This window comes from Pseudomonas sp. ES4, from assembly GCF_050586665.1.
Taxonomy (GTDB): Bacteria; Pseudomonadota; Gammaproteobacteria; order Pseudomonadales; family Pseudomonadaceae; genus Aquipseudomonas; species Aquipseudomonas frederiksbergensis.
The window spans coordinates 1-26943 of sequence record NZ_JBOBDO010000042.1; the positions used below are offsets into that span (position 1 = coordinate 1).

The following is a 26943-nucleotide window of genomic DNA, read 5'->3' on the forward strand; positions in this document are numbered from 1 at the left end:
ACTGCTGTCAACACCTCTTTTACACCGCTTTCGACCGAGAAGATCGAACCGTCAAAAGAGCCAAACAACCCTGCTCTTTCAACTCCTTCTGGGCTTCGATGACCTGAAGCAACTCGCTGTCGAAAACTGCATAACTCATTGTTTATCAAGGAGTTTTCCGTTTCGACTGCGCCGGAAGTGGGGCGAATTATAGACTTCCAGAATCTGCCGTCAACCTTTAATTCGAGCTTTATTCGGATTTGAGCGTAATACGCGCAAATGCCTTCTTGCCGGCCTGGCAAACATGGGTCGCGCCCAATGCATATATAAAGGTGCGATCGACAACCTCACCATCTATACGCACACCACCAGAACCTAGAAGGTCCCGCGCGACAGCCGAGTTCTTGACCAGGCCTGCCTTATTAAGGACAGCAGCAATCGGCATGTCTTCAGCAGCAGTCAATTCGATCTCCGGCAGATCGTCCGGCAGCTCGCCTTCCTTCATACGGTTACCCGCCCCACGGTGAGCATTGGCCGCAGCCTCTTCACCATGAAAACGCGCAACAATCTCTTCAGCCAACTTGATCTTGATATCACGCGGATTGGCGCCAGCCTCGACATCGGCACGAAATGCGTCGATCTCATCCATAGAGCGGAAACTGAGCAATTCGAAATAACGCCACATCAGCGCATCCGGAATGGAAACCAGCTTGCCGTACATCACACCCGGCGCCTCCTGGATCCCCACGTAGTTGCCCAGGGACTTGGACATCTTCTTCACGCCATCCAGACCTTCGAGCAGCGGCATCGTCAGAATGCATTGAGCCTCTTGACCATATCCACGCTGCAGCTCACGCCCCATCAACAGATTGAACTTCTGATCAGTACCACCCAACTCGACATCAGCACGCAAAGCAACCGAGTCATAACCCTGAACCAGCGGATAGAGGAACTCGTGAATGGCAATTGGTTGATTGGTTGTGTAGCGCTTGTCGAAATCGTCGCGCTCAAGCATGCGAGCCACGGTGTATTGCGAAGTCAGACGAATGAAGTCGGCTGGCCCCATCTGATCCATCCAGGTGGAGTTGAACGCCACTTCGGTCTTGGCTGGATCAAGAATCTTGAAGACTTGAGTCTTGTAAGTCTCGGCATTCTCGAGAACCTGCTCACGAGTGAGCGGAGGACGTGTCGCGCTCTTGCCGCTTGGATCACCGATCATCCCGGTGAAGTCACCTATAAGGAAGATCACCTGATGCCCCAGTTCCTGGAACTGGCGCAGCTTATTAATAAGCACAGTATGACCAAGGTGCAAATCCGGCGCGGTCGGATCGAAGCCTGCCTTAATACGTAGCGGCTGGCCACGCTTGAGCTTTTCGATCAGCTCGGACTCGACCAACAGTTCTTCTGCACCACGTTTAATCAGCGCTAGCTGCTCTTCAACCGACTTCATAACAGACCCGCAAGGCTCGAATTCAAAGGGAACCAACCATACAAGATCGCGCGTCAAATACAAGTTTTGCCCGGCGCACGGACGCCAATCCGCGAACACAGCGTTCGCGGACTTGCTTCAGAGATGATTTGGTTATATTTTATACAGTTATTTCATCTTCATCATGTCATTCATCTTTTCCAATTCATCTTTTTCAAAGTCAAAAATTACCTATGACCAAAGAATCGTCTAAAGCGCCGCCGCTTTACCCGAAGACCCACCTGCTCGCAGCAAGTGGCATCGCCGCCCTTCTGAGCCTGGCGCTTCTGGTATTTCCTTCCAGTGATGTTGAAGCCAAAAAGACGACCCTGAGTCTTGAACTGGAAAGCCCTGCAGAACAACTGACACAAGATCAAGACGCTGCCGAGGCCGTCCAGGCCACAAATGAGCCAGCAGCTTCCCCTTTCGCGCAGATCGAAAACAGCGTCGAAGAACCACAGGAAACCGCTCAGGCCGCGCCCGTGCCGGCGCCTGTGATCGAAGAAAAAAAGTCTCCAAACCACAGGGAAGTGATCGTCTCTAAAGGCGACACCCTCTCCACACTGTTTGAAAAAGTCGGCCTTCCAACAGCTTTGGTGCATGAAGTACTGGCCAGCGACAAACAAGCCAAGCAGTTCAGCCGACTCAAACATGGCCAGAAACTCGAATTCGAACTGGGCCCCGATGGCCAGTTGACCAATCTGCACAGCAAGGTCAGCGACGTTGAAAGCATAACCCTCACCAAGAATGACAAGGGTTATGCATTCAATCGCATTACAGCCAAACCGACCGTGCGCTCTGCCTACGTTCATGGCGTAATCAACAGTTCGCTGTCGCAGTCCGCTGCACGCGCCGGTTTGTCCCACAGCCTGACCATGGACATGGCCAGTGTGTTTGGTTATGACGTCGACTTCGCCCAGGACATTCGCCAAGGCGACCAGTTCGATGTCATCTACGAACAGAAAGTCGTCAACGACAAGGTTGTCGGCAATGGCCCGATCCTTTCCGCACGTTTCACTAACCGCGGCAAGACCTACACCGCCGTGCGTTACACCAACAAACAAGGCAATAGCAGCTACTACACTGCTGACGGCAACAGCATGCGCAAGGCGTTCATCCGTACCCCGGTGGATTTCGCACGCATCAGCTCGAAGTTCTCCATGGGACGCAAACATCCGATCCTGAACAAGATCCGCGCTCACAAAGGTGTCGATTACGCAGCACCACGCGGTACGCCGATCAAGGCTGCCGGTGACGGCAAAGTATTGTTGGCGGGTCGTCGCGGCGGTTACGGCAACACCGTGATCATCCAGCACGGCAATACCTACCGCACGTTGTATGGTCATATGCAGGGCTTCGCCAAAGGCGTCAAGACTGGCGGCAGTGTCAAGCAAGGCCAGGTGATCGGCTACATCGGCACTACCGGTCTCTCCACCGGTCCACACTTGCACTACGAGTTCCAGGTCAATGGCGTGCACGTCGACCCACTAGGCCAGAAAGTTGCCATGGCTGATCCGATCTCCAAAGCTGAACGCGCACGTTTCCTCGCGCAGAGCCAACCGCTGATGGCGCGCATGGATCAAGAGAAATCCACGCAACTGGCTTCGAGAAAGCGCTAAGCCATGACGTTTTATATAGGTGTGATGTCCGGGACCAGCCTCGACGGCCTGGACATAGCGCTGGTCGAGCTGGCCCCGGCGATAAAACTCATCGCCACGCACTACACGCCAATGCCTGACTCCTTGCGCACCGAGCTGCTTGGTTTGTGCGCCAGCGGCCCGGACGAGATTGCCCGCTCCGCCATCGCCCAGCAGAACTGGGTGAAACTGGCGGCACGGGGTATTCACACCCTCCTCGACCAACAAAAACTGAAACCCGAAGATATTCGCGCGATTGGCAGCCACGGCCAGACCATTCGCCACGAGCCGGCGCGCGGCTTCACTGTGCAAATTGGCAACCCTGCCCTTCTGACCGAGTTGACCGGTATCACTGTGGTCAGCGACTTTCGAAGCCGCGATGTTGCGGCTGGCGGACAAGGCGCCCCATTGGTTCCAGCCTTTCACGAAGCGTTGTTTGAAGAACGCGCAGGCAATCGCGCGGTATTGAACGTTGGCGGATTCAGCAACCTGAGCCTGATCGAGCCCGGCAAACCCGTAGCCGGTTTCGACTGCGGCCCGGGCAATGTTCTGCTGGATGCCTGGATTCACCAGCAACGCGGCGACAACTTTGATCGTGACGGCCAGTGGGCCGCCAGCGGCAAGGTCCAACCGGTTCTGCTGCACGAACTGCTGAGTGATCCATTTTTCGTGACCAAAGGCCCAAAGAGCACCGGCCGCGAAGTATTCAACCTTGCATGGCTGACACAGCATTTATCGAAACTGTCGACCTTCACCCCCGAAGACGTGCAGGCAACCCTGCTCGAACTGACCGCCCTGACTATTGTCGAGTCACTACAAAGCGCTCAATCAGATACCCGGGAACTGTTGGTCTGCGGCGGCGGCGCCCATAACGCTACGCTGATGAACCGCTTGGCCAGCTTGCTGCCGAACACCCACGTCAGCAGCACCGCGGCTTACGGTGTAGACCCGGACTGGGTCGAAGCCATGGCCTTCGCCTGGCTGGCCCATTGCTGCCTTGAAGGCATCGCCGCCAATCGCCCGAGCGTTACCGGTGCAAGTGGCCTGCGCGTACTCGGCGCCATCTACCCCGCTTGATCTGCAAACAGCAAAACGCCGCGGAGCCCTGAGGCCACGCGGCGCTTGGTGATGCGATGATTGCGATCAGATCGAGAACGAAGATCCGCAGCCACACGTAGTGCTGGCGTTCGGATTCTTGATCACGAAGCGCGAACCTTCCAGACCTTCCTGATAATCCACCTCGGCACCTGCCAGGTACTGGAAGCTCATCGGATCGACCACCAGGCTGACACCTTCGCGCTCGACGATGGTGTCGTCATCGGCCACTTCTTCATCGAAGGTGAAGCCGTATTGAAACCCTGAACAACCGCCGCCCGTAACGAATACGCGCAGCTTCAAACGATCATTCCCCTCTTCATCGACCAGGCTCTTCACCTTGTGCGCGGCACCGTGGGTAAATTGCAAAGCCGTGGGGGTGAAGGATTCGACGCTCATGCTAACTATCTCCCGGCGTTACGCCGCCATAATGCGTGATGACGCGCATTATCCGCTTCTCCTAGAAAATCGGTCAACTATTGTTACGGTATATCAATCAACCCAATCGTAAGCCCGGAATGCAAAAAGGCCCGTCAGACGGGCCTTTTTACTGGGCAGGAAAACCTTACGGCAGCATGCCTGCATGAGACAGACCCAAGCGCTCATCCAGACCAAACAGGATGTTCAGGTTCTGCACCGCCTGACCCGACGCGCCTTTGACCAGATTGTCGATCACCGACAACACCACCACCAGATCACCATCCTGCGGACGATGCACGGCGACACGGCAAACGTTGGCACCACGCACGCTGCGGGTTTCGGGATGGCTGCCGGCCGGCATAACATCGACGAACGGTTCGTTGGCATAGCGCTTTTCAAACAGCGCTTGCAGATCTACGGAGCGGTCCACGACTGTCGCGTAGAGCGTCGAGTGGATACCTCGAATCATTGGCGTCAGATGCGGAACGAACGTCAGACCGACGTCCTTGCCCGCAGCACGACGCAGACCCTGGCGGATTTCCGGCAGATGACGGTGACCTTTGACCGCGTAAGCCTTCATGCTTTCCGACGTCTCGGCGTACAGCGAACCTACAGACGCGCCACGACCGGCACCACTGACGCCGGACTTGCAGTCGGCAATCAAGCGAGTGGTGTCGGCCAGACCTGCTTCAAGCAATGGCAGGAAACCCAATTGCGTAGCAGTCGGGTAGCAACCCGGCACGGCGATCAGACGAGCCTGCTTGATCTGCTCGCGATTGACTTCCGGCAAGCCGTAAACCGCCTCTTCCAGCAGCTCCGGCGCGCCGTGCGGCTGACCGTACCACTTGGCCCACTCATCAGCGTCTTGCAGTCGGAAGTCCGCCGACAGGTCGATGACTTTGGTCCCGGCCGCCAACAGTTCGCCAGCCAGCGCATGGGCAACCCCGTGCGGCGTGGCGAAGAACACCACGTCGCAAGCGCCCAGCGTCTTGATGTCCGGAACGCTGAATGCCAGACCGTCGTAATGACCGCGCAGGTTCGGATACATATCAGCCACGGCCAGACCGGCCTCGGATCGGGAAGTGATGACTGCCACTTCAGCTTGCGGATGTTGCGCCAACAGACGCAGCAGTTCGACACCGGTGTAACCCGTGCCGCCGACGATACCGACCTTGACCATAAACCTGCCCTCAACGAACCCACTGGAAAGCCGTCGATAATAGGGGCCACGCGGCTCTGCGACAACCGTCAAGGTGACGTGCGGGCGCTCTACCCTCTACTATCTTCGCTACCGTGAACCTGGGAATAACTAAAAATGCTCTATCTGTGGCTCAAAGCGCTTCACATCGTCAGCATGGTCTGCTGGTTTGCCGCCCTGTTCTACCTGCCCCGCCTGTTCGTTTATCACGCCCAAAGTGAAGACACCGTCAGCAAGGAACGCTTCAGCGTCATGGAGCGCAAGCTGTACCGCGGCATCATGGGGCCGGCGATGATCGCCACTCTGGTTTTCGGCATCGCACTGATCGCCTTGAACCCCAGCATATTCAGTCATGGTGCCTGGATTCACGCGAAGTTGACCCTGGTGGTGATCCTCATCGGCTACCACCACATGTGCGGCGCCCAGGTGAAACGTTTTGCCCGTGGCGAGAACACCCGCAGTCATGTCTTTTATCGCTGGTTCAATGAAGTGCCGGTTCTGATATTGCTGGCCATTGTAATTCTGGTCGTCGTCCGGCCGTTCTAACTCCAATAAGCACAACTCATCGGGGTACTTCCAATGTCGCTGCCCGCTCTACTCGAACAACGCTTGCGTCTGCCGGTGGTGGCCGCGCCAATGTTCCTGATTTCCAACCCGCAGCTGGTGCTCGCCTGCTGCCGTAATGGCGTGGTGGGCAGCTTTCCTGCGCTGAACCAGCGCGAGAGCAGCGGTTTCAAGGCCTGGCTGGAAGAGATCGAAGCAGGGTTGGCGACAATGGAGAATCCGGCGCCTTATGCGGTAAACCTGATCGTCCACCACAGCAACCCGCGGCTGCAAGCGGACCTGGAGATCTGCATCGAGCACAAAGTGCCGATTGTGATCACCAGTCTCGGCGCAGTGAAAGAACTGGTCGATGCAGTGCACAGCTACGGCGGCCTGGTGTTCCATGACGTGACGACTCGTCGCCATGCAGAGAAAGCCGCCGAGGCCGGGGTCGACGGCTTGATCGCCGTGGCAGCGGGCGCCGGTGGACACGCCGGAACCTGGAGCCCGTTCTCGCTGATTGCCGAGATCCGCCAATTCTTCGACAAGACCCTGCTGCTGGCCGGCTGCCTGAACCACGGCCACGAGATTCTCGCAGCCCAACTGCTTGGTGCGGATCTGGCCTACTTCGGCACGCGATTTATCGGCACCACCGAAAGTCACGCGCCTGACGCCTATAAAGAGATGCTGCTGACTGCCAGAGCCGCGGACATCGTCCATACTCCAGCGGTATCGGGAGTACCGGCGAGCTTTATGCGTCAGAGTCTTGAGGCGGCAGGTTTCGACATGGCCGCGTTGCAAGGCAAGGGCGAAGTGGACTTCGGCTCCAAACTCAAGCCCATGAGCGATGAAGCCAAAGCCTGGAAAACCGTCTGGTCCGCAGGCCAGGGTGTTGGCGAGATCGATGATTTGCCGAGTGTCGATCAATTGGTCGCTCGCCTTGATGCCGAATACCGCAAAGCGCTAGAACTGGCGGCAGAGCTACCCAAGCGCTGGCCACGCTGACGGGCAAACCAGACCAGTCCATTCCGGCTGGCTTCACACTGCAAGGATGCCTCGTAATGAGCGAAACCCGTTTCAAGATCGTGTTCGACGGCGCTCTGCTGCCAGGTGTTGACGTCATCACCGCCAAGCTTAATCTCGCCGAGCTGTTCAAAACCGATGTGGCTGCCATCGAGCGGCTGTTCAGTGGCAAGCCGGTTGCGCTCAAACGCGACCTGTCGCGGGGCGATGCGCAGACTTATCTCCAGGCGCTGACCAAAACCGGTATCGATGCCCGGATCGAATCCGAACCCTCGATCGAGCTGAACCTGGCTGACGTTCATGAACACGCCCCGGCCGTCGCGGCAGATCCCGAATCCCCTTATGCGCCACCCCAGGCTACCGTTGGCGAAGCCTTGCCAGCGTTTGCCACACTCAAACCGTTCAGCTTCGAGGGTCGGATCGGCCGCTTGCGTTATCTGGCCTGGACGATGTCGCTGACGCTGGTGACCCTCGGTGTTGGCGCTGTGCTTGCTGTTTTCGGCTTGGCCCTCATCACTACGGACACTACCGCCGGCCTGATTCTCGGTGGCTTGCTGGCCTTCATTCTCTTCGTGGCGCTGGCGTTCGTCAGCATCCAGTTCAGCGTCCAGCGTCTGCACGATATCGGCTGGTCTGGTTGGCTCTGGCTACTGACGCTCGTACCGTTCGTGGGCAGCATCTTCCCGTTCGTAATGATGATTGTGCCGGGCAATAACACCGCCAATCGATACGGTGCGCCACCACCGCCCAACAGCACCGCGGTTAAAGTCCTGTCTTCATTGTGGTTGGTGTTTATCGCGATCCTGTTCATCGGCGGACTGAGCGGTGGCCTTACTACCATTCAGAGTGAGTATGAAAGTGCTACCCAGAGCAGCTATGAAAGTGACTCCGTGACCACCGAAGAGATCGAAGATCAAACCGCTGTGGAAGCAGAGCCAGCGCCAAATTCAGCCGACGATGCAGCCGAAGCAGCCCAGCCCCCTGTAGACTCTGCGAAAGAATGAACAGCGCTCCCCGCCCGTGACACCTGCGTCGCCGGCGCGGAGCTGTTGCGATGGAGAAATGCATGACCCGTTACGCACTGATCACTGGCGCTTCCAGCGGCATCGGCCTGGCGATGGCCGAAGCGCTGGCCCGGCGCGGCCGCAGTCTGATTCTGGTGGCCCGTCAGCGTGATCAGCTGGAAAGTATTGCGATTGAACTGACCCAACGTTTTGGCGTGGAAGTGCTGTTCCGAGCTTGTGACCTCGGCGAGCCGCTACGGCTGTCGGGTTTTCTGCTGGAGCTGGAGGAAGGTGACCGACAGATCGATTTGCTGGTTAACTGCGCCGGCATCGGCACCTGCGGCCCTTTCCTGGCTCAGGACTGGATGACCGAGCAGGACCTGATCGAAGTGAACATCCTTGCGCTCACTCGCCTGTGTCACGCGATCGGCAACAGTATGGCGCTGCAGGGCGGCGGGCAGATTTTGAATGTCGCCTCGGTGGCGGCGTTCCATCCCGGCCCGTGGATGAGCACTTATTACGCCAGCAAGGCTTATGTGCTGCATTTTTCCGAAGGGTTGCGCGTCGAACTGAAAAAATGCGCGGTCAAGGTCTCGGTGCTCTGCCCCGGCCCTACCCGCACGGCGTTTTTCCGCACCGCGCAATTGGACGCTAGCAAACTGGCCGACAGCAAAATGCTGATGAGCCCCGAGGAAGTCGCGCTCTACACCGTCCGGGCGCTGGAGAAAAATCGCGCCATTATTATTCCGGGTCGACGCAACCGCTGGCGCGCCTTCCTGCCGCGACTCGGCTCGCGCTGGCTGACCCGGACAATTGCCGGCATGGTCAACAAGGTTTACTGCCCGCGCTGATCGCCCCTCAAGGTAAAAGGCTGGGCTCGGGCATAACCCATGGTTACACTCAGGCCAGCCCAAACAACGGAGAAAAAAGCTGTGGATACTCTGTTCACCAAGATCATCAACCGGGAAATCCCGGCGAAGATCATTTACGAGGACGACCAGGTACTGGCCTTCCACGACATCGCCCCACAGGCACCCGTGCATTTTCTGGTGATTCCGAAAAAAGCGGTGCGCACACTTAACGACCTGACCGAGGACGACAAGGCATTGGCCGGGCATATTCTGTTCACCGCCCAGCGTCTGGCCCTGGAACTGGGTTGCGAAGAAGGCTTTCGCGTGGTCATGAACTGCAATCCATTGGGCGGGCAGACCGTCTATCACATACATATGCATGTCTTGGGTCAGCGCCAGATGCATTGGCCGCCGGGCTGATCGCAGCAAGTTCCTGTGGGGTGGGCAATCCCCCCCACAAGCACCTGCGTCGCAATGACTCAGCGCAAACCTTCCCCCGGCCGATTGGGTTAAACTGGCCGCCGAGATTTTTCCCGGAGGTCAGCATGACAACCCAACGTCACTACTCGCCGATTGACCGCCTTCTGCTACAAGCCGATGCCGCGATGCGCACCTTGCTGCCTTTCAGTGGCCAGCCGTACCGTCCTTCGCCCGCTATCGTGCAGCCGGATGCGCAAATGAGCGACGAAGACACCCGGCACGTCGCCGGTCTGATGCGCATCAACCATACCGGCGAAGTCTGTGCCCAGGCGCTGTATCAAGGCCAGGCCCTGACCGCCAAGCTGCCGCAAGTGCGCGCCGCCATGGAGCATGCCGCCGAAGAAGAAATCGACCACCTGGTCTGGTGCGAACAACGCATAAAACAGTTGGGCAGCCATACCAGCATTCTCAATCCGCTGTTTTACGGCATGTCGTTCGGGATTGGCGCGGTAGCCGGGTTGATCAGCGATAAAGTCAGCCTGGGTTTCGTTGCGGCTACCGAGCATCAGGTCTGCAAACACCTCAACGAACACCTTGAGCAACTGCCTGCCGAGGATGAAAAGTCCCGGGCGATCCTCGAGCAGATGCGCATTGATGAAGAACACCACGCCGAAAGCGCGCTGGAGGCTGGGGGGTTCCGCTTTCCGGCACCGGTGAAGTTCGGCATGAGCCTGATGGCCAAGGTCATGACCAAGAGTACTTACCGGATCTGACCTCAGGTAGTTTGCCCGCGATGGCGATCTCAAGGACGCAATCGCGGGCAAGCCTTACAGACATCAGCTTGGGATCGCGACCGTCCGCGCTGCTTTTACGGTAGTGGGATGTCGACTCAACCGAGCTCGATGATCTCGTAGTCGTGGGTAATTGCCACGCCAGCAGCCCCAAGCATGATCGACGCCGAGCAATACTTCTCGGCAGACAGCTCGATGGCGCGTTTGACCTGGGCTTCTTTCAAGCCTCGACCCTTGACCACGAAGTGCATATGGATCTTGGTGAAAACCTTCGGATCTTCGGTGGCGCGCTCAGCTTCGAGGAAGGCTTCGCAGCTTTCAACGGCCTGACGGGACTTCTTGAGGATGCTGACCACGTCAAAATTGCTGCAACCGCCAACACCCAGCAGGAGCATTTCCATCGGCCGGACACCCAGGTTGCGACCGCCGGCATCGGGCGGCCCGTCCATGACCACGACATGACCGCTGCCGGATTCGCCGAGGAACATGGCTTCGCCAGCCCATTGGATGCGTGCCTTCATCGCCAAGACTCCACTGTATAAAAAAGGGTCGCCAGCTTAGCACAGGGGCCTTGATTGACGACGCCTCGCCTTCCTACGACGCAAGCCGTTGCGCTGTAGGTAAATTCTCGAATATTGCAGGAAGTGTCTGTTAAGCTGGCGCCAATTCAATGGCGCATTGCCAGCTTCATAGCAATCTCAGCGACTCATAAGAAAATCAAACACACCGTGAAGTCTTTTCGGGATACAACCATGGTTGCTATTACCCCAACACCCAAAATCAAGAACCTCGACAAGCTGTTGATGCATTGCCAGCGCCGTCGTTATGCAGCCAAAAGCAATATCATTTGTGCCGGCGACCGCTCGGAAAGTCTGTTCTTCATCATCAAGGGTTCGGTCACCATCCTGATCGAGGATGACGACGGCCGCGAAATGATCATCGCCTACCTGAACTCTGGAGACTTTTTCGGCGAGCTGGGCCTGTTCGAACAAGCCGGCCTGGAACAGGAACGCAGCGCCTGGGTGCGCGCCAAGATCGAATGCGAAGTCGCGGAGATCAGCTACGCAAAATTCCGCGAACTGTCCCAACAGGACCCAGACATTCTTTACGTGCTCAGCGGACAAATCGCACAACGCCTGCGTAACACCACCCGCAAAGTGGGTGACCTTGCGTTCTTCGATGTTACCGGCCGCGTCGCACGCTGCCTCTTGGAACTGTGCAAGCAACCAGATGCAATGACCCATCCCGACGGCATGCAGATCAAGGTGACCCGTCAGGAAATCGGGCGGATTGTCGGTTGTTCACGTGAGATGGTCGGTCGCGTTCTCAAGGATCTGGAAGAACGCAACCTGGTGGACGTCAAAGGCAAGACCATGGTGGTCTTCGGTACGCGCTAAACCCTGAACATGTCTGTCAGCAATTCGCGGTACAAACTGTCGAGTCGCCCCAACGCATCAGGTGCTGCATATTTTTCATGAAGAGCAATGTGGCTCTCGGCGCGAACCCGCGGCTCCAGGCCACAGGCTTCATTGAAACGGTTGACCGCAGCAACCATCGACTCACGCTCGTTATCGAGCAACAAAGCCCCGTGCACCAACCCTACCGGACGCGTGCCGCCCTTGCTCTGGCGCCAGCGTTGAGCCGTGCCAACCATCTTGCGCCCATCAAGGTTGACGTTGAAACGCCCATCACAGAACGCACCCTCTATTTCGCCCAAAGACGAAACGCCGCCCAGTTCATCGAGTAACTGACAAATCGGATCGCAAAGCCGGCGATAACCGGCTTCGATGCGGTTCTGGTCACCCTCGCTACGCGGTGGGGCGTAGACCAGTGCAATGTTGATCGTCGAGGCCGATTGCGGCACCGGTTCACCGCCGGTTTCACGCAACAACACCGGCCAACCTGCCGCCGCCGACACTTCGCACGCGGCCTCGAACCCAGGCAGACGATTCAAGCGTCGCGGCATGACCAGCGCCCGGTCACTGGGTTGCCAGAACAGAAGGCCAAACTCCGAATCACCAGTGCACACATGCGCCAACAGATTCTGTTCGGCGAGCAGGCCGGCTTCGACGGTCAAGGCAATGGGCTGGGTCATGGCAGTAGACATCCTTTGTTTGGGGTATAAAAAAGCCGGCATCGCCGGCTTCTTCATCAAGTCACGTTCAGTCGAGTGTAGAACCGCTCACCGCGATACCACGCTCAGGAAAGAACAGACGCTGCAGCTCGGTGCCCGGGCTTTCGGCGCGCATGAACGCTTCGCCAACCAGGAACGCGTACACATCGCTGATTTCCATCAGTTCGACATCGGCCCGGTTGAGAATGCCACTTTCGGTGATTACCAAGCGATCACGCGGAATGCGCGGCAACAGATCGAGGGTGGTTTCCAGATTGACTTCGAAAGTATGCAAGTTGCGGTTGTTTATGCCGACCAACGGAGTGTCGAGGGTTTTCAAGGCCCGCTCCAGCTCGTCGCCATCGTGAACTTCCACCAGCACATCGAGGCCGACACTTTTGGCGACGGCAGCCAACTCGGCCATTTTCACGTCATCCAGTGCGGAGACGATCAGCAGCACGCAGTCGGCGCCCAACGCTCGGGCTTCAATGATCTGATATGGATCGATCATGAAGTCCTTGCGGATCACCGGCAGTTTGCACGCTGCCCGCGCCTGTTGCAGATAAGCATCGGCGCCCTGGAAGTAATCGATATCGGTGAGCACTGACAGGCAGGTCGCGCCGCCCTTCTCGTAACTCTTGGCGATGTCGGCGGGAACGAAGTTCTCGCGGATAACGCCTTTGCTCGGTGAAGCCTTCTTGATCTCTGCAATGACCGCTGGCTGCTTGAGCTTGGCCTGAGCCAACAGTGCCTGGGCAAAACCACGGGGTGCATCGGCCGCCTTGGCCAGACTTTCCAGCTCCGCCAGGCTTACGCGAGCGCTACGCTCGGCGACTTCCTGGACTTTGCGGGCCAGAATGTTTTCCAGAACCGTCGGTACACTCATCCCTCATTCTCCACTTTGAATACCGCGGTAAATGCACCCAACTCCTCCAGTTTTTCCCGAGCGAGGCCTGTGTGCAGCGCATCGTGCGCCAGGGCAACGCCTTCTTTCAAACTGCTGGCATGGTCGGCGGCGTAGAGCGCGGCACCGGCATTGAGCATAATCATTTCCGCGGCTTTCTGACCGTTCTCGGTCTTGCGCTTGCCCAGGGCGTCGCGAATCAGCTCCAGGGACGCTGCCGGGCTATCCACTGCCAGACCGTGCAGGCTCTGGCTTTTCATGCCCAGGTCTTCTGGTTCGACCCAATACTCGGTGATCTGGTCATCCTTCAATTCCGCCACGAAGGTTGGCGCCGCCAGACTGAACTCGTCCAGGCCATCCTTCGAGTGCACTACCAACACGTGCTTGCTGCCCATACGTTGCAAGACTTCGGCCAGCGGCCGGCACAACGCCTGATTGAACACGCCCACCACCTGATGCTTCACGCCGGCCGGATTCGTAAGCGGGCCGAGCATGTTGAACAGCGTGCGCAAGCCCAGCTCGCGGCGCGGGCCGGCGGCGTGCTTCATGGCGCTGTGATGGGTCTGGGCGAACATGAAACCGATGCCGACGTTGTCGATGCAGCGTGCCACCTGAACCGGCGTAAGGTTCAGGTAGATACCCGCCGCTTCCAGCAAATCGGCGCTGCCGCTTTTGCCCGAGACCGCACGGTTACCGTGCTTGGCCACCGTGCAACCGGCCGCCGCGACCACGAACGAGGAAGCGGTCGAGACGTTAAAAATGTTCGCGCCATCGCCACCGGTACCCACTACATCGACGACGCCGTCGAGGGTCTTGAGTTCGACCTTGTCCGCCAGCTCGCGCATGACCGACACGGCGCCGACGATTTCGTCGATGCTTTCACTCTTCATGCGCATGGCCATCATGAACGCGCCGATCTGCGCGTCCGTGCATTGCCCGGTCATGATTTCGCGCATGACATCGCGCATCTCATCGGTGCTGAGGTCGAGCTGTTCGACGATACGGCTCAGGGCTGTCTTGATATTCATGAAAAGTCCTTAGCGCGTGCCGCCGGTTTGTTTGAGGAAATTAGCGAACAGCTCGTGGCCCTGTTCGGTGAGGATCGACTCAGGGTGAAACTGCACGCCCTCGATGTTCAGTGTCTTGTGGCGCAGGCCCATGATCTCGTCGACCGAACCGTCTTCAAGCTGGGTCCAAGCGGTCAGCTCCAGGCAATCGGGCAGCGTTTCGCGTTTGACGATCAGTGAATGATAGCGGGTGACTGTCAGCGGATGGTTCAGGCCTGCAAATACGCCTTTGTCCTCGTGGAACACCGGGCTGGTCTTGCCGTGCATGACCTGACGGGCACGCACCACATCGCCGCCAAAGGCCTGGCCGATGGATTGATGACCCAGGCACACGCCGAGAATCGGCAGTTTTCCGCCAAAATGTTTGATCACATCAATCGACACACCGGCTTCGTTCGGCGTGCAAGGACCGGGAGAAACGACAATCCGCTCAGGGTTGAGGGCTTCGATTTCGGCAATGGTGAGCTCATCGTTGCGCACGACTTTGACCTGGGAGCCGAGCTCACCGAGGTATTGCACAACGTTGTAAGTAAAAGAGTCGTAGTTATCGATCATCAGCAACATGGCTTAAAAACCTCTTGAATTTACTGACTTTGAATACAGCCTTCGAAAGATTTACCCGCAGCTTCCTGCACTTTGTCAGTCGCTGGAGTCGCGCTGCAAAGCGGTTTGTCTTGCGGGTAAAGAAGGCAAAGCGGTAAAGATCCGGCCGGGCCGGCAGAAGGATTCAGGCGCGCCAACGCCAACGGGCGTGTGCCTTGATGACTTGATCCAGAAGTTTGCTGACGATCAACACGGGGAAGGTCTCATTTATACGTCTCGGCACAGTAACTTAGCTGGGCAGAGCGTGCAATATGGGGCGATCGAAGCTCTTGAAACAATTGATCGGTTCGCGCCGAACGGCAACAGGCCCTATAGTTTTTGGCACTATCGTTTTGCTCACTACAACAATAACAAACGGACTTGCTCATGATCAGACAGACATTGGCTGTACCGCTTGCCAGCTGCTTGCTCGCGATGGCCTGCACCCAGGCGATCGCAGCGCCCAACCCTTATTCGAATTTCATTGTCTTCGGCGATAGCCTTAACGATGCCGGGCAGTTTACCGACACGGGCGGCCCTCCCGGCTCGACCGTGCGCTTCACCAACCGGACCGGCCCGACTTACCGGGACGGTAACGGCGAAGTCTACTCCGCCAACTCGACCCAACTGCTGGGTGACAGGCTCGGCTTTTCACTGGACCAGACCGCCGCTTCGACCTCGGCGGCGCGTGCGAACCAGGGCCTGCCGGACGGGAACAACTGGGCCGTAGGCGGTTACCGCACGGACCAGATCCTCACCTCGATCACCAGTGTGTCCGCCACGGGTGAACGCGCGAGCGCGGGCTATCTGCCGACAAACAACTTCAACGCCGATCCGAATGCGCTGTATTACATCTCCGGGGGCGGGAACGATTTTCTTCAGGGACGCGTACAAAGTGGCGCCCAAGCGAATGCCGCTGCGGATCGACTGGCCAACAGCGTCCAGGTCCTGCAAACCGCCGGCGCCCGATACATCATGGTATGGCTGCTGCCCGACCTCGGTTTAACGCCCGCCATCAACGGCACGCCCCAGCAGACGCCTACTTCACTACTGAGCGCTGCTTTCAATCGGCAACTGGTCACTCGCCTCGCAGGGATCGATGCCGAAATCATCCCGTTGAACATTCCGCTGCTGTTGCAGGAAACCTTCGCCGATCCATCGCGATTTGGTTTTGCTGCTGGCCAGAACCTGACAGCGACGTGCTTCAGCGGTAACAGCTGCACCGAAAACCCTGCGTATGGCATCAACAGTGCCACGCCGGACCCCGGCAAGCTGATTTATAACGATGGGGTTCATCCGACCGAAGCCGGGCAGAAACTCATTTCCGACTACGCCTATTCCTTGCTGGCGGCGCCGTGGGAGCTGACGTTGTTGCCGGAAATGGCCCACGCCACCTTGCGTGCGCACCAGGATGAACTGCGCAGCCAATGGCAATCGGATTGGGGGAACTGGCAGGCGGTCGGCCAATGGCGCGCGATTGTCGCCGGAGGCGGACAGCATCTGGATGTCGATAGCCAGAGCAGCGGCGCCAGCGCTGATGGCGACGGTTACAACCTGAACATCGGCGGCAGCTATCGGCTTAATGATGCCTGGCGCGTCGGTGTGGCGGCGGGTTTCTATCGTCAGAACCTGGAAGCAGGCAGTAACGATTCGGACTACAAACTCAACAGCTACCTGGCCACCGCCTTCGCCCAGTTCCAGCAGAATCGCTGGTGGGCCGATGCCGCGTTGACCGGCGGCAAGCTGGATTACGACAACCTCAAACGCAAATTTGATCTGGGCGGCGGCGAAGGAGCGGAGAAAGGCGATACCGATGGTGATCTGTGGGCCTTCAGCACCCGCCTTGGCTACGACATTGCGCAACCGGGCAGCGAGTGGCACCTGTCGCCGTTCATCAGCGCTGATTACGCAAAAGTGGAAGTCGACGGCTATTCGGAAAACAGCACTCGCTCTACAGCGCTGACCTTTGATGATCAGACTCGCGATTCAAAACGTCTGGGCGCCGGTCTGCAGGGTAAGTATCAGATCACTCCACAGACTCAAGTGTTTGGTGAATACGCGTATGAGCATGAATACGAGGATGACACTCAGAAAGTAAATATCGCGCTCAACAGCCTGCCGTCCCTGGACTTCAAGCTGGACGGCTACACCCCGCAAAGCCACTTGAATCGCGTGAGCCTGGGGGTCAGTCACAAGTTGACGGCCGATCTGGCGTTGCGCGGTGGGTACACGTTCCGCAAGGATGATGACTTTACCCAGCAAGGGCTTACCGTCGGGGTTGCGCTGGACTTCTGATCCGGTAAACAGCAGGCACAAAAAACGCGGCGCCCTCACGGGTGCCGCGTTTTTTTATGTAGTGCGTTTCTTGTGGGAGCTCAGCTTGCCGGGGTTTGCTCGGCCAGGGCTACGGCACGGAACATCGCCCGGCGCTTGTTCAGGGTTTCTTCCCATTCCAGCGCCGGCACCGAGTCGGCAACGATGCCGCCACCGGCCTGCACGTGCAGTTCGCCGTTCTTGATCACTGCGGTACGAATCGCGATCGCGGTGTCCATGTTGCCGTTCCAGGCGAAGTAGCCGACGGCACCGCCGTAGACACCACGCTTGACCGGTTCCAGTTCGTCGATGATTTCCATCGCGCGAATCTTCGGTGCGCCAGACAAGGTTCCCGCCGGCAGAATCGCCCGCAATGCGTCCATCGCGGTCAGGCCGGCCTTCAATTGACCGGTGACGTTGGACACGATGTGCATCACATTGGAATAACGCTCGATGACCATTTTTTCAGTGAGCTTCACCGAACCGATTTCCGAGACCCGACCGGTGTCGTTACGGCCCAGGTCGATCAGCATCAAGTGCTCGGCAATTTCCTTGTCGTCGGACAGCAGGTCTTTTTCCAGCGCCACGTCAGCCTCTTCGTTGGCCCCGCGTGGGCGAGTGCCGGCGATCGGACGCACGGTGATCAGGTTGTCTTCGACCCGCACCAGCACTTCCGGCGAACTGCCGACGACGTGGAAGTCGCCGAAGTTGAAGAAGTACATATAAGGCGTCGGGTTGAAGCAGCGTAGCGCCCGGTACAAGTCGATGGGTGCCGCCTTGAAGTCGATCGACATGCGCTGGGACGGCACGACCTGCATGCAGTCACCGGCCAGGATGTATTCCTTGATGGTGTCGACGGCTTTTTCGTAATCGTCCTGGGTGAAGCTCGAACGAAACACCGGATCAGCCGACTGTTGCTTGCTGAAATCCAGGCCGCGGCGCGGGGTGATCGGCTGACGGAGTTTTTCCAGCAGCTCTTCCAGGCGCGCCTGACCTTGCTCGAAAGCATCGTCCTGCGAAGGATCGGCCAGGACAATCGCGTGCATCTTGCCAGCGAGGTTGTCGAACACCACCACCGCGTCGGAAACCATCAGCAGAATGTCCGGCACGCCCAGCGGATCCGGGTTTGGGCACTTGCCCAGACGCTTCTCCACATAGCGCACGCAGTCGTATCCGAAGTAGCCCACCAGACCGCCATTGAAGCGCGGCAGGCCAGGGATGGTCGGCACGTTGTAGCGCGCTTTGAATGCTTCGACGAAGGCCAGCGGATCTTCGACTTCGTGGCTTTCGATCTCGATGCCGTCGTGGGTCACGCTGACGTGATGATCGTGAACCCGCAGCACGGTGCGGCACGGCAGGCCGATGATCGAGTAACGGCCCCACTTCTCCCCGCCCTGCACCGATTCCAGTAGGTAGGAGTTTGGCTCGTCGGCCAGTTTCAGGTAGATCGACAGCGGCGTGTCGAAGTCGGCCAGGGTTTCGCAGGCAAGCGGGATGCGGTTGTAGCCGGCAGCGGCCAAACGCAGGAATTCTTCGCGGATCATGGGGTAGCCTCGTGGCTTGAGGGTCTGACAGTCAGGTATGCAAACGCGCCGGTATGCCGGCCAGGAACAAGTCAGGCGCGCCAACGCCAGCGGGCCAGGGCCTTGATGACTTTCATCCAGAGTTTGCGAGTGACCACCACGATGGCGTTTCCAGAAGGGGGTTGAACAGCGTCGGGCAACGTTATCTCAGCGGCTGGATCCAGGCAACCGCGAATTAACTTGCGCAGATCGTCAATCACTAGCGCCGGCGACTCTTCGGCAATCGGTCGACCATGGTTGTAGCCGTAACTGAGCGCCACGCATTTGACCCCCGCCGCTTTCGCCGCCAGCACATCACTGCGCGAATCGCCGACGAACAAGGATTGCGACGCCGGGATGTTGGTCATTTTCATCACGAAAAACAGCGCGGCCGGGTCTGGTTTTTTCTGTGGCAGGGTGTCGCCACCGATGATCAAGCGGAAATAACGGCCGATTTTCATCTGATCCAGCAGCGGCGCGACGAAACGCTCCGGCTTGTTGGTGATCAGCGCCATCTCGACACCCTGCTTGTGCAGCCATTTCAAGGTATCGCGTACGCCGGGGTAGACCACCGTCAGCTCATGGCTTTGGGCGTAGGCCTCCATGAAAATTTCCAGCGCTCCTTCGGCCTCGCCGTCATCTACCGCCGAATGGTCGATGCCACCGGCCAACGCGCGACGAACCAGCACCGGAGCACCGTTGCCCACCCACTCACGCACCGATTCGATGCCGGCAGGTTTTCGCCCGAGTTTGAGCAGCATGTTATCCACAGCCGCTGCGAGGTCGGGGACCGAATCGATCAGCGTGCCATCCAGATCGAACATCACCAGCCGTGGCAGAGACCCCGGGAACAACTGCTCAAAACCACTCATGGGCGGGCCAGCGCCAGTTCGGAACGCATCTTTTCAATCACCTCTTGGTAGTTCGGCGCATTGAAGATCGCCGAGCCGGCGACGAAGGTGTCGGCGCCAGCAGCGGCGATTTCACGAATGTTGTTCACGTTCACGCCGCCGTCGATTTCCAGGCGAATGTCACGGCCGGAAGCATCGATCAGCGCCCGCGCTTCACGCAGCTTGTCGAGGGTGCCGGGGATGAACTTCTGCCCGCCGAAGCCCGGGTTGACGCTCATCAACAGGATCATGTCGACCTTGTCCATCACGTACTTGAGCACGTCCAGCGGCGTCGCCGGGTTGAACACCAGGCCCGACTTGCAGCCGCCTTCGCGGATCAGTTGCAGGGAGCGGTCGACGTGCTGCGAGGCTTCCGGGTGAAAAGTGATGTAGGTCGCGCCGGCTTCGATGAAGTCACCGACGATGCGGTCCACCGGGCTAACCATCAGGTGCGCGTCGATCGGCGCGGTCACGCCGTACTTGCGCAGCGCGGCACACACCATCGGGCCGATGGTCAGGTTCGGCACATAGTGGTTGTCCATGACATCGAAGTGCACGAAGTCGGCGCCAGCGGCCAGGACGTTGTCCACTTCTTCACCCAGGCGGGCGAAGTCGGCGGAGAGAATCGACGGAGCAATTACGAAGGGCTGCATGACGCACCTTTTTTGAGCAGAATCACGATGGCGCGCATTGTATACCTCATGCTTTGACCCGCGCACCGTGGCCGCGATGATTGGGCCTGCCATCCATTATTTTCTGTGCCGCGTTGTCGTCTGAAAGCGGGCCAGGCAAGGCGCAGGCCGCCGGTAATGGTTGTTCCCTTGCCAAGGACTGCAACGCAGCCTGGCCCGCTTTCAGACACAACCCGAAGGGCCGGGCCTGCTGTTGCGCAGGGCTGCGTTGCTCGGAGCTTATTTGGAATGACCAAACCACGCTCCTCGCGCCTTGCCCTGCGCAACAGCAGACCCGGCGCGGCACAGAAAATAATGGATGGCAGGCCCTAGTAGGCCGCTCGGTAGATCTTCTCGATATCGACCGCACTCAATTTGCGCGGATTGTTGCGCATCAGGCGCTCGATTCCCGCCGCTTCCACCGCCATGGCCGGGATGGCATCTTCTGGAACGCCGAAGCTGCGCAGGCCCGGCGGGATTTCCACCGCAGCGCACAATTCGGTCATCGCCTCCACGGCCTTGTCCGCCGCGTCGTTGGCGCTCAGATGAGCGGTCTTCACCCCCATGGCCTCGGCGATATCCTGCATGCGCTCCACGCAGGCCATTTTGTTCCAGGTCATGACATACGGCAGCAGCAAGGCGTTGCTGACGCCATGAGCGATATTGAAACGGCCGCCCAGCGGATACGCCAGCGCGTGCACCGCACCGACCCCGGCATTGCCGAACGCCATGCCGGCCATCAGGCTGGCGGTGGCCATGTCCTCGCGGGCCTGGAGATTGGATGGATTGGCGTAGGCCTTCGGCAGCGCCTTGGCGATGAGCTTGATGGCGCCGATGGCCAGCGCGTCGGTAATCGGTGAGGCGTTGAGCGACAGATAGGATTCGATGGCGTGCACCAGTGCATCCACGCCACTGGCAGCCGTGACACTGCGCGGACAGGTCAGGGTCATTTGCGGGCTGACCAGCGCCACGTCCGGTAACAGATAGTCGCTGACGATGCCTTTCTTCAGCTGCGCGACCTTGTCGGAGAGGATCGCCACGTTGGTGACTTCCGAGCCGGTGCCGGCGGTGGTCGGAATGGCGATCAGCGGCGGACCTTTGCGCGGCACCTGATCGATGCCGAACAGATCCTCCAGCGCCCCGTGATAACCGGCGTAGGCCGCGACACTTTTAGCGATGTCGATGGCACTGCCGCCACCGAGGCCGATCAGTCCGTCATGCCCGCCCTCGCGGTAGACCCGCATGCAATCTTCGACGATGGCGATTTCCGGATCTGGCAGCACGCGGTCGAAAATTTCGTAGCTTCGGTCGCCCAACTGCGCCAGCGCCAGCTCGACCGTGCCGGACTTGACCAGTGCGGCATCGGTGACGATCAGTGGGTTATCGATGTCCAGGCGTGTCAGTTCAGCCGCCAGTTGCTCGATGGCAGCTGCGCCGGTGATCAGTTTGTGAGCGATTTTGAAAGAGGAAAGACTCATGTGCGCAGCCTCTTATAGATAGGGGAGCTGGGCACAAGAGTAGCTGGGGATTGGGGTTTGTCTGCTATTCAGGTCATGAATAACCGCCGATCCCGAAAACCACACAAAACACCTGTGGGAGCGAGCAGGCTCATTCCCACAGTTTGATCGGGGTGTAGCTTTATACCTGGGCGGTACGCAGTTTTTCGCTACGGCCGCGCAGCCATTCCAGAGTCAGCAGCAGGATCACCGAGAAGGCAATCAGCAACGTCGCCGCCGCCGCGATGGTCGGGCTGAGGTTTTCGCGGATGCCGCTGAACATCTGCCTTGGCAATGTCGCTTGCTCAGGACCGGCGAGGAACAGCGTCACCACTACTTCATCGAACGAAGTGGCGAAGGCAAACAGGGCACCGGAGATCACACCAGGCGCAATCAGCGGCAAGGTCACCCGACGGAACGCCGTCAGCGGCGAAGCACCCAGGCTCGCAGCGGCGCGCACCAGGTTTTGGTTAAACCCCTGCAAGGTCGCCGACACCGTGATGATCACAAACGGCACGCCCAACACCGCATGCACCACGATCAGAGAGAAGAAGCTGTTACCCAGACCCAGTGGCGCAAAGAACAGATAGCTCGCCACACCGATGATCACCACCGGCACCACCATCGGCGAAATCACCAGCGCCATCACCAGCGGCTTGCCGGGAAAGTCGCCACGGGTCAGGCCGATGGCCGCCAGCGTACCGAAGATCATCGCCAGCACCGTAGCCGCCGGAGCGACGATGATGCTGTTCTTCAACGCCCGCATCCATTCCGCCGAGGCGAAAAAGTCCTGGTACCACTGCAGCGAAAAGCCTTGCAGCGGGTACACCAGGAAACTCCCGGAGTTGAACGACAGCGGAATGATCACCAGCACCGGCAGAATCAGGAACAACAGAATCAAGCCGCAGAGAATCCGCAAACTGTAGAACCACACCCGTTCAATGGGCGACATATAAGGACTCAGCATTTCGTTCTCCCCTTAGCTCAGGCGCAGGCGACTGGCGCCCACCAGCCAGCTGTAAATCAGATAAAGCACCACGGTCGCCAACAGCAGCAGCCCACCGAGAGCGGTCGCCATGCCCCAGTTGATGCTGGTGTTGGTGTAGAAAGCGACGAAGTAACTGACCATCTGATCGTTCGGGCTGCCCAGCAAGGCCGGGGTGATGTAGTAGCCGATGGCGAGGATGAACACCAACAGGCAACCGGCGCCGACACCGGCATAGGTCTGCGGGAAGTACACCCGCCAGAAACTGGCGAACGGGTGGCAGCCGAGGGAAATCGCGGCGCGCATGTAGGTCGGCGAAATGCCTTTCATCACGCTGTAGATCGGCAGAATCATGAACGGCAGCAGGATGTGCACCATGGAGATGTAAACCCCGGTGCGGTTGAACACCAGTTCCAGCGGTTTATCGATGATGCCCATCGCCATCAGGCCGCTGTTGATCAAGCCACCCGATTGCAGCAACACGATCCACGCGGCGACTCGCACCAGGATCGAAGTCCAGAACGGCAACAGCACCAGGATCATCAGCAGGTTGCTTTGCCGTGACGGCAGGTTCGCCAGCAGGTAGGCCAACGGATACGCCAGCACCAGACAAATGGCGGTGATGATCAGGCCCATCCAGAACGTCCGGGCAAAAATGTCGAGGTAGATCGCCTGATCGGGCGTGGCCGGGGCGATTTCGCCGAGGTCGTCGATACGGTGATCGACTGCCGCCAGCAAATAATAAGGCGTGATGTTGCTGGTGTTGCGGCGCACGGCTTGCCAGTAGGCCGGGTCGCCCCAGCGCTCGTCGAGAGCTTCCAGCGCTTCTTTATAGGAGGCCGGTTCGGTGGCGAACGGTAAGGCACGTGCGGTTTTGGTCAGCAGGCTGCGGTAGCCGGCCAATTCCATGTTCAAGCGTTTGGACAGGTCGCCCAATGTCTGATTCTTGCGGGCTTCAGCCAGGTCTTCGCTGGCGGCCTTGTAAACCGGTTCAGCGGGCAGGCCTCGGCCATCCCAACTGGCGATAGCCGCCACGGTGCGCGGCATGCCGCCGACCACTTCAGGGTTACCGACACTTTTGTAGAGCAGCGCCACGATGGGCACCAGGAACACCAGCAACAGAAACAGCACCAGCGGCGCGATCAAGGCTTGTGCTTTCCAGCGGTTGATCCGCTCGGCGTGCTTGAGCCGCTGCTTCAAGGTGGGGTCGGTGCCCGCGTTCAGGGGAATGGCGGTGGCCATGGCGTACTCCGGAAATCTTTGATCGTTACAGAGGCGACAAACGCCGCCTCGAACTTTTGGTACTGATCGTTCCCACGCTCTGCGTGGGAACGCATCCAGTGACGCTCTGCGTCACAGGGACGCGGAGCGTCCCGGGCGGCATTCCCACGCAGAGCGTGGGAACGATCATCCGGTGAACCGTCCTCCCGTGTGACTTGCTTACTTCGCAGCCCAGGAATTGAAGCGCTGTTCCAGTTGCTCACCGTTGTCAGCCCAGAAGCTGACGTCGATCTGCACTTGGTTGGCGATGTTTTCCGGGGTGGTCGGCATGTCTTTCAGGACATCCTTGGCCAGCAACGGTACGGCTTGAATGTTGGCCGGGCCGTAAGCGATGTTTTCCGAGTAGGTCTTCTGCTGCTGCGGCGCCACGGAGAACGCGATGAATTTCTTCGCCGCTTCGGCGCGCTTAGGGTCCAGACCTTTAGGGATGGCCCATGCGTCGAAGTCGTAGATACCGCCGTTCCACACGACTTTCAGGTTGCTTTCTTTTTGCACGGCAGCGATCCGGCCGTTGTAGGCCGAGCTCATGACCACGTCACCGGAAGCGAGGTATTGCGGCGGTTGCGCGCCGGCTTCCCACCACTGGATGCTTGGTTTGAGCTCATCGAGCTTCTTGAACGCGCGGTCTTGACCATCCTTGCCGGCCAGTACCTTGTAGACGTCCTTCGGCGCAACGCCGTCGGCCATCAGTGCGAATTCCAAGGTGTACTTGGCGCCTTTGCGCAGGCCGCGTTTGCCCGGGAATGTCTTGGTGTCCCAGAAATCGACCCAACTGGTTGGCGCGGTTTTCAGCTTGTCGGCGTTGTAGGCCAGCACGGTCGACCACACGAAGAAGCCCACGCCGCATGGCTGGATGGCGCCTTTGACGTAGTCTTCGGTCTTGCCGAACAGCGCAGGATCGAGTTGCTCGAACATGTCTTCGTCGCAACCACGGGACAGTTCTGGCGATTCGACTTCTACCAGGTCCCAGGACACGCTCTTGGTGTCGACCATGGCTTTGACCTTGGCCATTTCACCGTTGTACTCGCCTGCCACGATCTTGCCGTTGCCTGCCGCTTCCCACGGTGCATAGAAGGCCTTGACCTGCGCCGCCTTGTTCGCCCCGCCAAAGGACACCACGGTCAGGTCCGGGCCCGCCGCCATTGCGTGTGCCGCACCGATCATGCCCATGACCAAAGCGGTGAATTTCAGGGATCTCAACATTTATTGTTCTCTCCACGTGCAGGGTTGGTGTTGTTGAAGCAGGGGGCGATCAATGCGCCTCTAAAAGTGGGTCGAGCGCGCGAACGTGTTCGACCTGCCAGCCAAGCGGTACCACATCCCCAACAGCCAGCGCAGGATCGAGCTCGGCAATCGGTTGTTTCACAAAGAAATCGCTCTTGCCGCAAACTTCCAGGCGAACCCGGACGTGGTCGCCCAGATAGATGAATTCCTCCACCCGCCCTGAGAAGCGGTTGACGCATTGATCGCTTGCGCCGTTGAGGCTGATGCGCTCGGGGCGAATCGACAGCGTGACGGGTTCGCCGGTCTTGCCGACGTTGACCGCCAGGGCTTCAACTTTTTCACCGCGCCCCAACTCAACCACGCAGCGGTCGCCGGTGTGGCTGTGCAAGCGGCCATTGAGGCGGTTGTTCTCGCCGATGAAGTTGGCGACGAAGGTGTTTTTCGGCTCTTCGTAGAGGGTGCGCGGCGGCGCGATCTGCTGGATTTCGCCCTGATGGAACACGGCTACACGGTCGGACATGGTCAGGGCTTCGCCCTGGTCGTGGGTCACGTAGACCACGGTCACGCCGAGGCGCTGGTGCAGGTGCTTGATTTCCATCTGCATGTGTTCACGCAGTTGTTTGTCGAGTGCGCCGAGGGGTTCGTCCATCAGCACCAGTTGCGGTTCGAACACCAACGCCCGGGCCAAAGCCACACGCTGCTGCTGACCGCCGGACAATTGCGCCGGATAACGCTGGGCGAAGGTGTCGAGCTGGACCATGCTCAGGACTTTTTTGACCTTGTCGCTGACGTCGCTCTTGTTCAAGCCGCGCACGGTCAACGGGAACGCCAGGTTCTCGGCAACGGTCATGTGCGGGAACAATGCGTAGTTCTGGAACACCATGCCGATGTCGCGTTTGTGCGGCGGCACGTTGTTGATGGAACGCCCGGCCAGCAGGATTTCGCCTGCGGTCGGTGTTTCGAAACCGGCGAGCATCATCAGGCTGGTGGTCTTGCCGGAGCCGGACGGCCCGAGCAGGGTGAGGAATTCGCCTTTGCGAATCTCCAGGTTGAGGTCTTTGACGATCAGGTTCTCGCCGTCGTAGCTTTTTTGCACTCCACGAAAGCTGACCAGAATATCGCTGGCCCCTGCGTTTGAATCGACCTGGCTCATACCCACACCTTTATTGTGATGACTGCTGTGGACTAAGCCTAGTGGACGCTGCCGACCACGCAAATCGGGGCGCAGGAGAGAATGGCCTCAGCAGGATGGAAGGTTGGGGGTAGGGATTGCCCTACAAGGATGGCGGGGATGGATAGGGGCAGCGGCAAGCTTCAAGCTGCAAGCCGCAAGAACGGGTAAAAGCAGCTTTGCAGGATGTCGTAAATGGGCATGCGACCACTATCCCTGTGGGAGCGGGGATTTTTTTGACTTTGGTTTTCAATT

26 protein-coding genes are annotated in these 26943 nt (G+C 58.7%); 10 read left to right on the forward strand and 16 right to left on the reverse strand.

Going from position 1 to position 26943, the window contains the following annotated elements; all coding sequences use genetic code 11:
- Positions 1-229 precede the first annotated feature (229 nt).
- Positions 230-1429 (reverse strand): tyrosine--tRNA ligase, encoded by a 1200-nt coding sequence (tyrS, locus tag ACQ4OB_RS27140; protein WP_102614858.1) that lies wholly within the window; start codon positions 1427-1429, stop codon positions 230-232.
- Between the two features lie 212 nt (positions 1430-1641).
- On the opposite strand from tyrS, the gene ACQ4OB_RS27145 reads away from it, so the two are divergent.
- Together ACQ4OB_RS27145 and ACQ4OB_RS27150 are read left to right on the forward strand one after the other, a co-directional pair.
- Positions 1642-3066, forward strand: coding sequence for a peptidoglycan DD-metalloendopeptidase family protein (locus tag ACQ4OB_RS27145; protein WP_074871346.1), 1425 nt, complete (start codon positions 1642-1644; stop codon positions 3064-3066).
- 3 nt (positions 3067-3069) lie between these two features.
- Positions 3070-4161 (forward strand): anhydro-N-acetylmuramic acid kinase, encoded by a 1092-nt coding sequence (locus ACQ4OB_RS27150; protein ID WP_074871348.1) that lies wholly within the window; start codon positions 3070-3072, stop codon positions 4159-4161.
- 66 nt (positions 4162-4227) lie between these two features.
- Here the strand turns inward: ACQ4OB_RS27150 and erpA are convergent, their stop codons facing one another.
- Positions 4228-4578 carry an iron-sulfur cluster insertion protein ErpA gene (erpA, locus tag ACQ4OB_RS27155; protein WP_007947969.1) on the reverse strand — a complete coding sequence of 117 codons (351 nt, stop codon included), beginning with the start codon at positions 4576-4578 and terminating at the stop codon, positions 4228-4230.
- A gap of 166 nt (positions 4579-4744) precedes the next feature.
- Positions 4745-5779 (reverse strand): N-acetyl-gamma-glutamyl-phosphate reductase, encoded by a 1035-nt coding sequence (gene argC / locus ACQ4OB_RS27160; RefSeq protein ID WP_074871350.1) that lies wholly within the window; start codon positions 5777-5779, stop codon positions 4745-4747.
- Positions 5780-5914: 135 nt separating this feature from the next.
- Between argC and hemJ the strand changes: the two genes are divergently transcribed.
- The 6 genes from hemJ to coq7 all read left to right on the forward strand — a co-directional run bounded on the left by hemJ (position 5915) and on the right by coq7 (position 10411).
- The gene (hemJ, locus tag ACQ4OB_RS27165) at positions 5915-6343 is read left to right on the forward strand and encodes a protoporphyrinogen oxidase HemJ (RefSeq protein WP_430956824.1); all 429 of its coding nucleotides are present in this window, start codon (positions 5915-5917) and stop codon (positions 6341-6343) included.
- 33 nt (positions 6344-6376) lie between these two features.
- Entirely contained in the window at positions 6377-7345 is a 969-nt protein-coding gene (locus tag ACQ4OB_RS27170; RefSeq protein ID WP_102614859.1) for an NAD(P)H-dependent flavin oxidoreductase, read from the forward strand.
- A gap of 56 nt (positions 7346-7401) precedes the next feature.
- Positions 7402-8367: a DUF805 domain-containing protein gene (locus ACQ4OB_RS27175; RefSeq protein WP_074871356.1), complete on the forward strand. Its 966-nt coding sequence runs from the start codon at positions 7402-7404 to the stop codon at positions 8365-8367.
- A 62-nt stretch (positions 8368-8429) separates the two neighbouring features.
- Complete coding sequence (locus ACQ4OB_RS27180; protein WP_074871358.1) at positions 8430-9218, forward strand: SDR family NAD(P)-dependent oxidoreductase; 789 nt, start codon at positions 8430-8432, stop codon at positions 9216-9218.
- Between the two features lie 81 nt (positions 9219-9299).
- Positions 9300-9638: a histidine triad nucleotide-binding protein gene (locus ACQ4OB_RS27185; RefSeq protein ID WP_008147240.1), complete on the forward strand. Its 339-nt coding sequence runs from the start codon at positions 9300-9302 to the stop codon at positions 9636-9638.
- A 125-nt stretch (positions 9639-9763) separates the two neighbouring features.
- Positions 9764-10411: a 2-polyprenyl-3-methyl-6-methoxy-1,4-benzoquinone monooxygenase gene (gene coq7 / locus ACQ4OB_RS27190; protein WP_008147238.1), complete on the forward strand. Its 648-nt coding sequence runs from the start codon at positions 9764-9766 to the stop codon at positions 10409-10411.
- Between the two features lie 116 nt (positions 10412-10527).
- On the opposite strand, the gene ACQ4OB_RS27195 is transcribed toward coq7, so the two are convergent.
- Positions 10528-10950: an OsmC family protein gene (locus tag ACQ4OB_RS27195; RefSeq protein WP_007941657.1), complete on the reverse strand. Its 423-nt coding sequence runs from the start codon at positions 10948-10950 to the stop codon at positions 10528-10530.
- Positions 10951-11181: 231 nt separating this feature from the next.
- Between ACQ4OB_RS27195 and crp the strand changes: the two genes are divergently transcribed.
- A complete protein-coding gene (gene crp / locus ACQ4OB_RS27200; protein ID WP_074871360.1) occupies positions 11182-11826 on the forward strand; it encodes a cAMP-activated global transcriptional regulator CRP in 645 nt (214 codons plus the stop codon).
- On the opposite strand, the gene ACQ4OB_RS27205 is transcribed toward crp, so the two are convergent.
- From ACQ4OB_RS27205 to ACQ4OB_RS27220, 4 genes are all read right to left on the reverse strand, one after another.
- Positions 11823-12524 carry a lipoate--protein ligase family protein gene (locus ACQ4OB_RS27205; RefSeq protein ID WP_102614860.1) on the reverse strand — a complete coding sequence of 234 codons (702 nt, stop codon included), beginning with the start codon at positions 12522-12524 and terminating at the stop codon, positions 11823-11825. The genes crp and ACQ4OB_RS27205 overlap by 4 nt on opposite strands.
- A 67-nt stretch (positions 12525-12591) precedes the next feature.
- Positions 12592-13428, reverse strand: coding sequence for an indole-3-glycerol phosphate synthase TrpC (gene trpC / locus ACQ4OB_RS27210; protein WP_430956825.1), 837 nt, complete (start codon positions 13426-13428; stop codon positions 12592-12594).
- A complete protein-coding gene (gene trpD / locus ACQ4OB_RS27215; protein WP_056741323.1) occupies positions 13425-14474 on the reverse strand; it encodes an anthranilate phosphoribosyltransferase in 1050 nt (349 codons plus the stop codon). The genes trpC and trpD overlap by 4 nt, the downstream gene beginning before the upstream one ends.
- Positions 14475-14483: 9 nt before the next feature.
- Positions 14484-15077 carry an aminodeoxychorismate/anthranilate synthase component II gene (locus ACQ4OB_RS27220; protein ID WP_074871366.1) on the reverse strand — a complete coding sequence of 198 codons (594 nt, stop codon included), beginning with the start codon at positions 15075-15077 and terminating at the stop codon, positions 14484-14486.
- Positions 15078-15482: 405 nt separating this feature from the next.
- On the opposite strand from ACQ4OB_RS27220, the gene estP reads away from it, so the two are divergent.
- A complete protein-coding gene (gene estP / locus ACQ4OB_RS27225) occupies positions 15483-17390 on the forward strand; it encodes an esterase EstP (RefSeq protein ID WP_430956826.1) in 1908 nt (635 codons plus the stop codon).
- A gap of 80 nt (positions 17391-17470) precedes the next feature.
- On the opposite strand, the gene trpE is transcribed toward estP, so the two are convergent.
- From trpE to ACQ4OB_RS27265, 8 genes are all read right to left on the reverse strand, one after another.
- Positions 17471-18952, reverse strand: a complete 1482-nt coding sequence (gene trpE, locus ACQ4OB_RS27230) for an anthranilate synthase component I (RefSeq protein WP_074871370.1) — start codon at positions 18950-18952, stop codon at positions 17471-17473.
- Positions 18953-19023: 71 nt separating this feature from the next.
- A complete protein-coding gene (locus ACQ4OB_RS27235) occupies positions 19024-19842 on the reverse strand; it encodes a phosphoglycolate phosphatase (RefSeq protein WP_074871372.1) in 819 nt (272 codons plus the stop codon).
- A complete protein-coding gene (gene rpe, locus ACQ4OB_RS27240) occupies positions 19839-20513 on the reverse strand; it encodes a ribulose-phosphate 3-epimerase (protein ID WP_008027088.1) in 675 nt (224 codons plus the stop codon). Before rpe ends, ACQ4OB_RS27235 begins: the two co-directional genes overlap by 4 nt.
- A 347-nt stretch (positions 20514-20860) precedes the next feature.
- On the reverse strand, positions 20861-22009 hold the full coding sequence (locus ACQ4OB_RS27245; protein ID WP_074871374.1) for an iron-containing alcohol dehydrogenase: 1149 nt from the start codon (positions 22007-22009) through the stop codon (positions 20861-20863).
- A 160-nt stretch (positions 22010-22169) separates the two neighbouring features.
- Positions 22170-22994 (reverse strand): ABC transporter permease, encoded by an 825-nt coding sequence (locus ACQ4OB_RS27250; protein ID WP_074871376.1) that lies wholly within the window; start codon positions 22992-22994, stop codon positions 22170-22172.
- A gap of 12 nt (positions 22995-23006) precedes the next feature.
- On the reverse strand, positions 23007-24254 hold the full coding sequence (locus ACQ4OB_RS27255) for an ABC transporter permease (RefSeq protein ID WP_074871377.1): 1248 nt from the start codon (positions 24252-24254) through the stop codon (positions 23007-23009).
- A gap of 198 nt (positions 24255-24452) precedes the next feature.
- The gene (locus ACQ4OB_RS27260; protein WP_074871379.1) at positions 24453-25496 is read right to left on the reverse strand and encodes an ABC transporter substrate-binding protein; all 1044 of its coding nucleotides are present in this window, start codon (positions 25494-25496) and stop codon (positions 24453-24455) included.
- Between the two features lie 49 nt (positions 25497-25545).
- Positions 25546-26670, reverse strand: coding sequence for an ABC transporter ATP-binding protein (locus ACQ4OB_RS27265; RefSeq protein WP_074871381.1), 1125 nt, complete (start codon positions 26668-26670; stop codon positions 25546-25548).
- Positions 26671-26943: the final 273 nt, after the last annotated feature.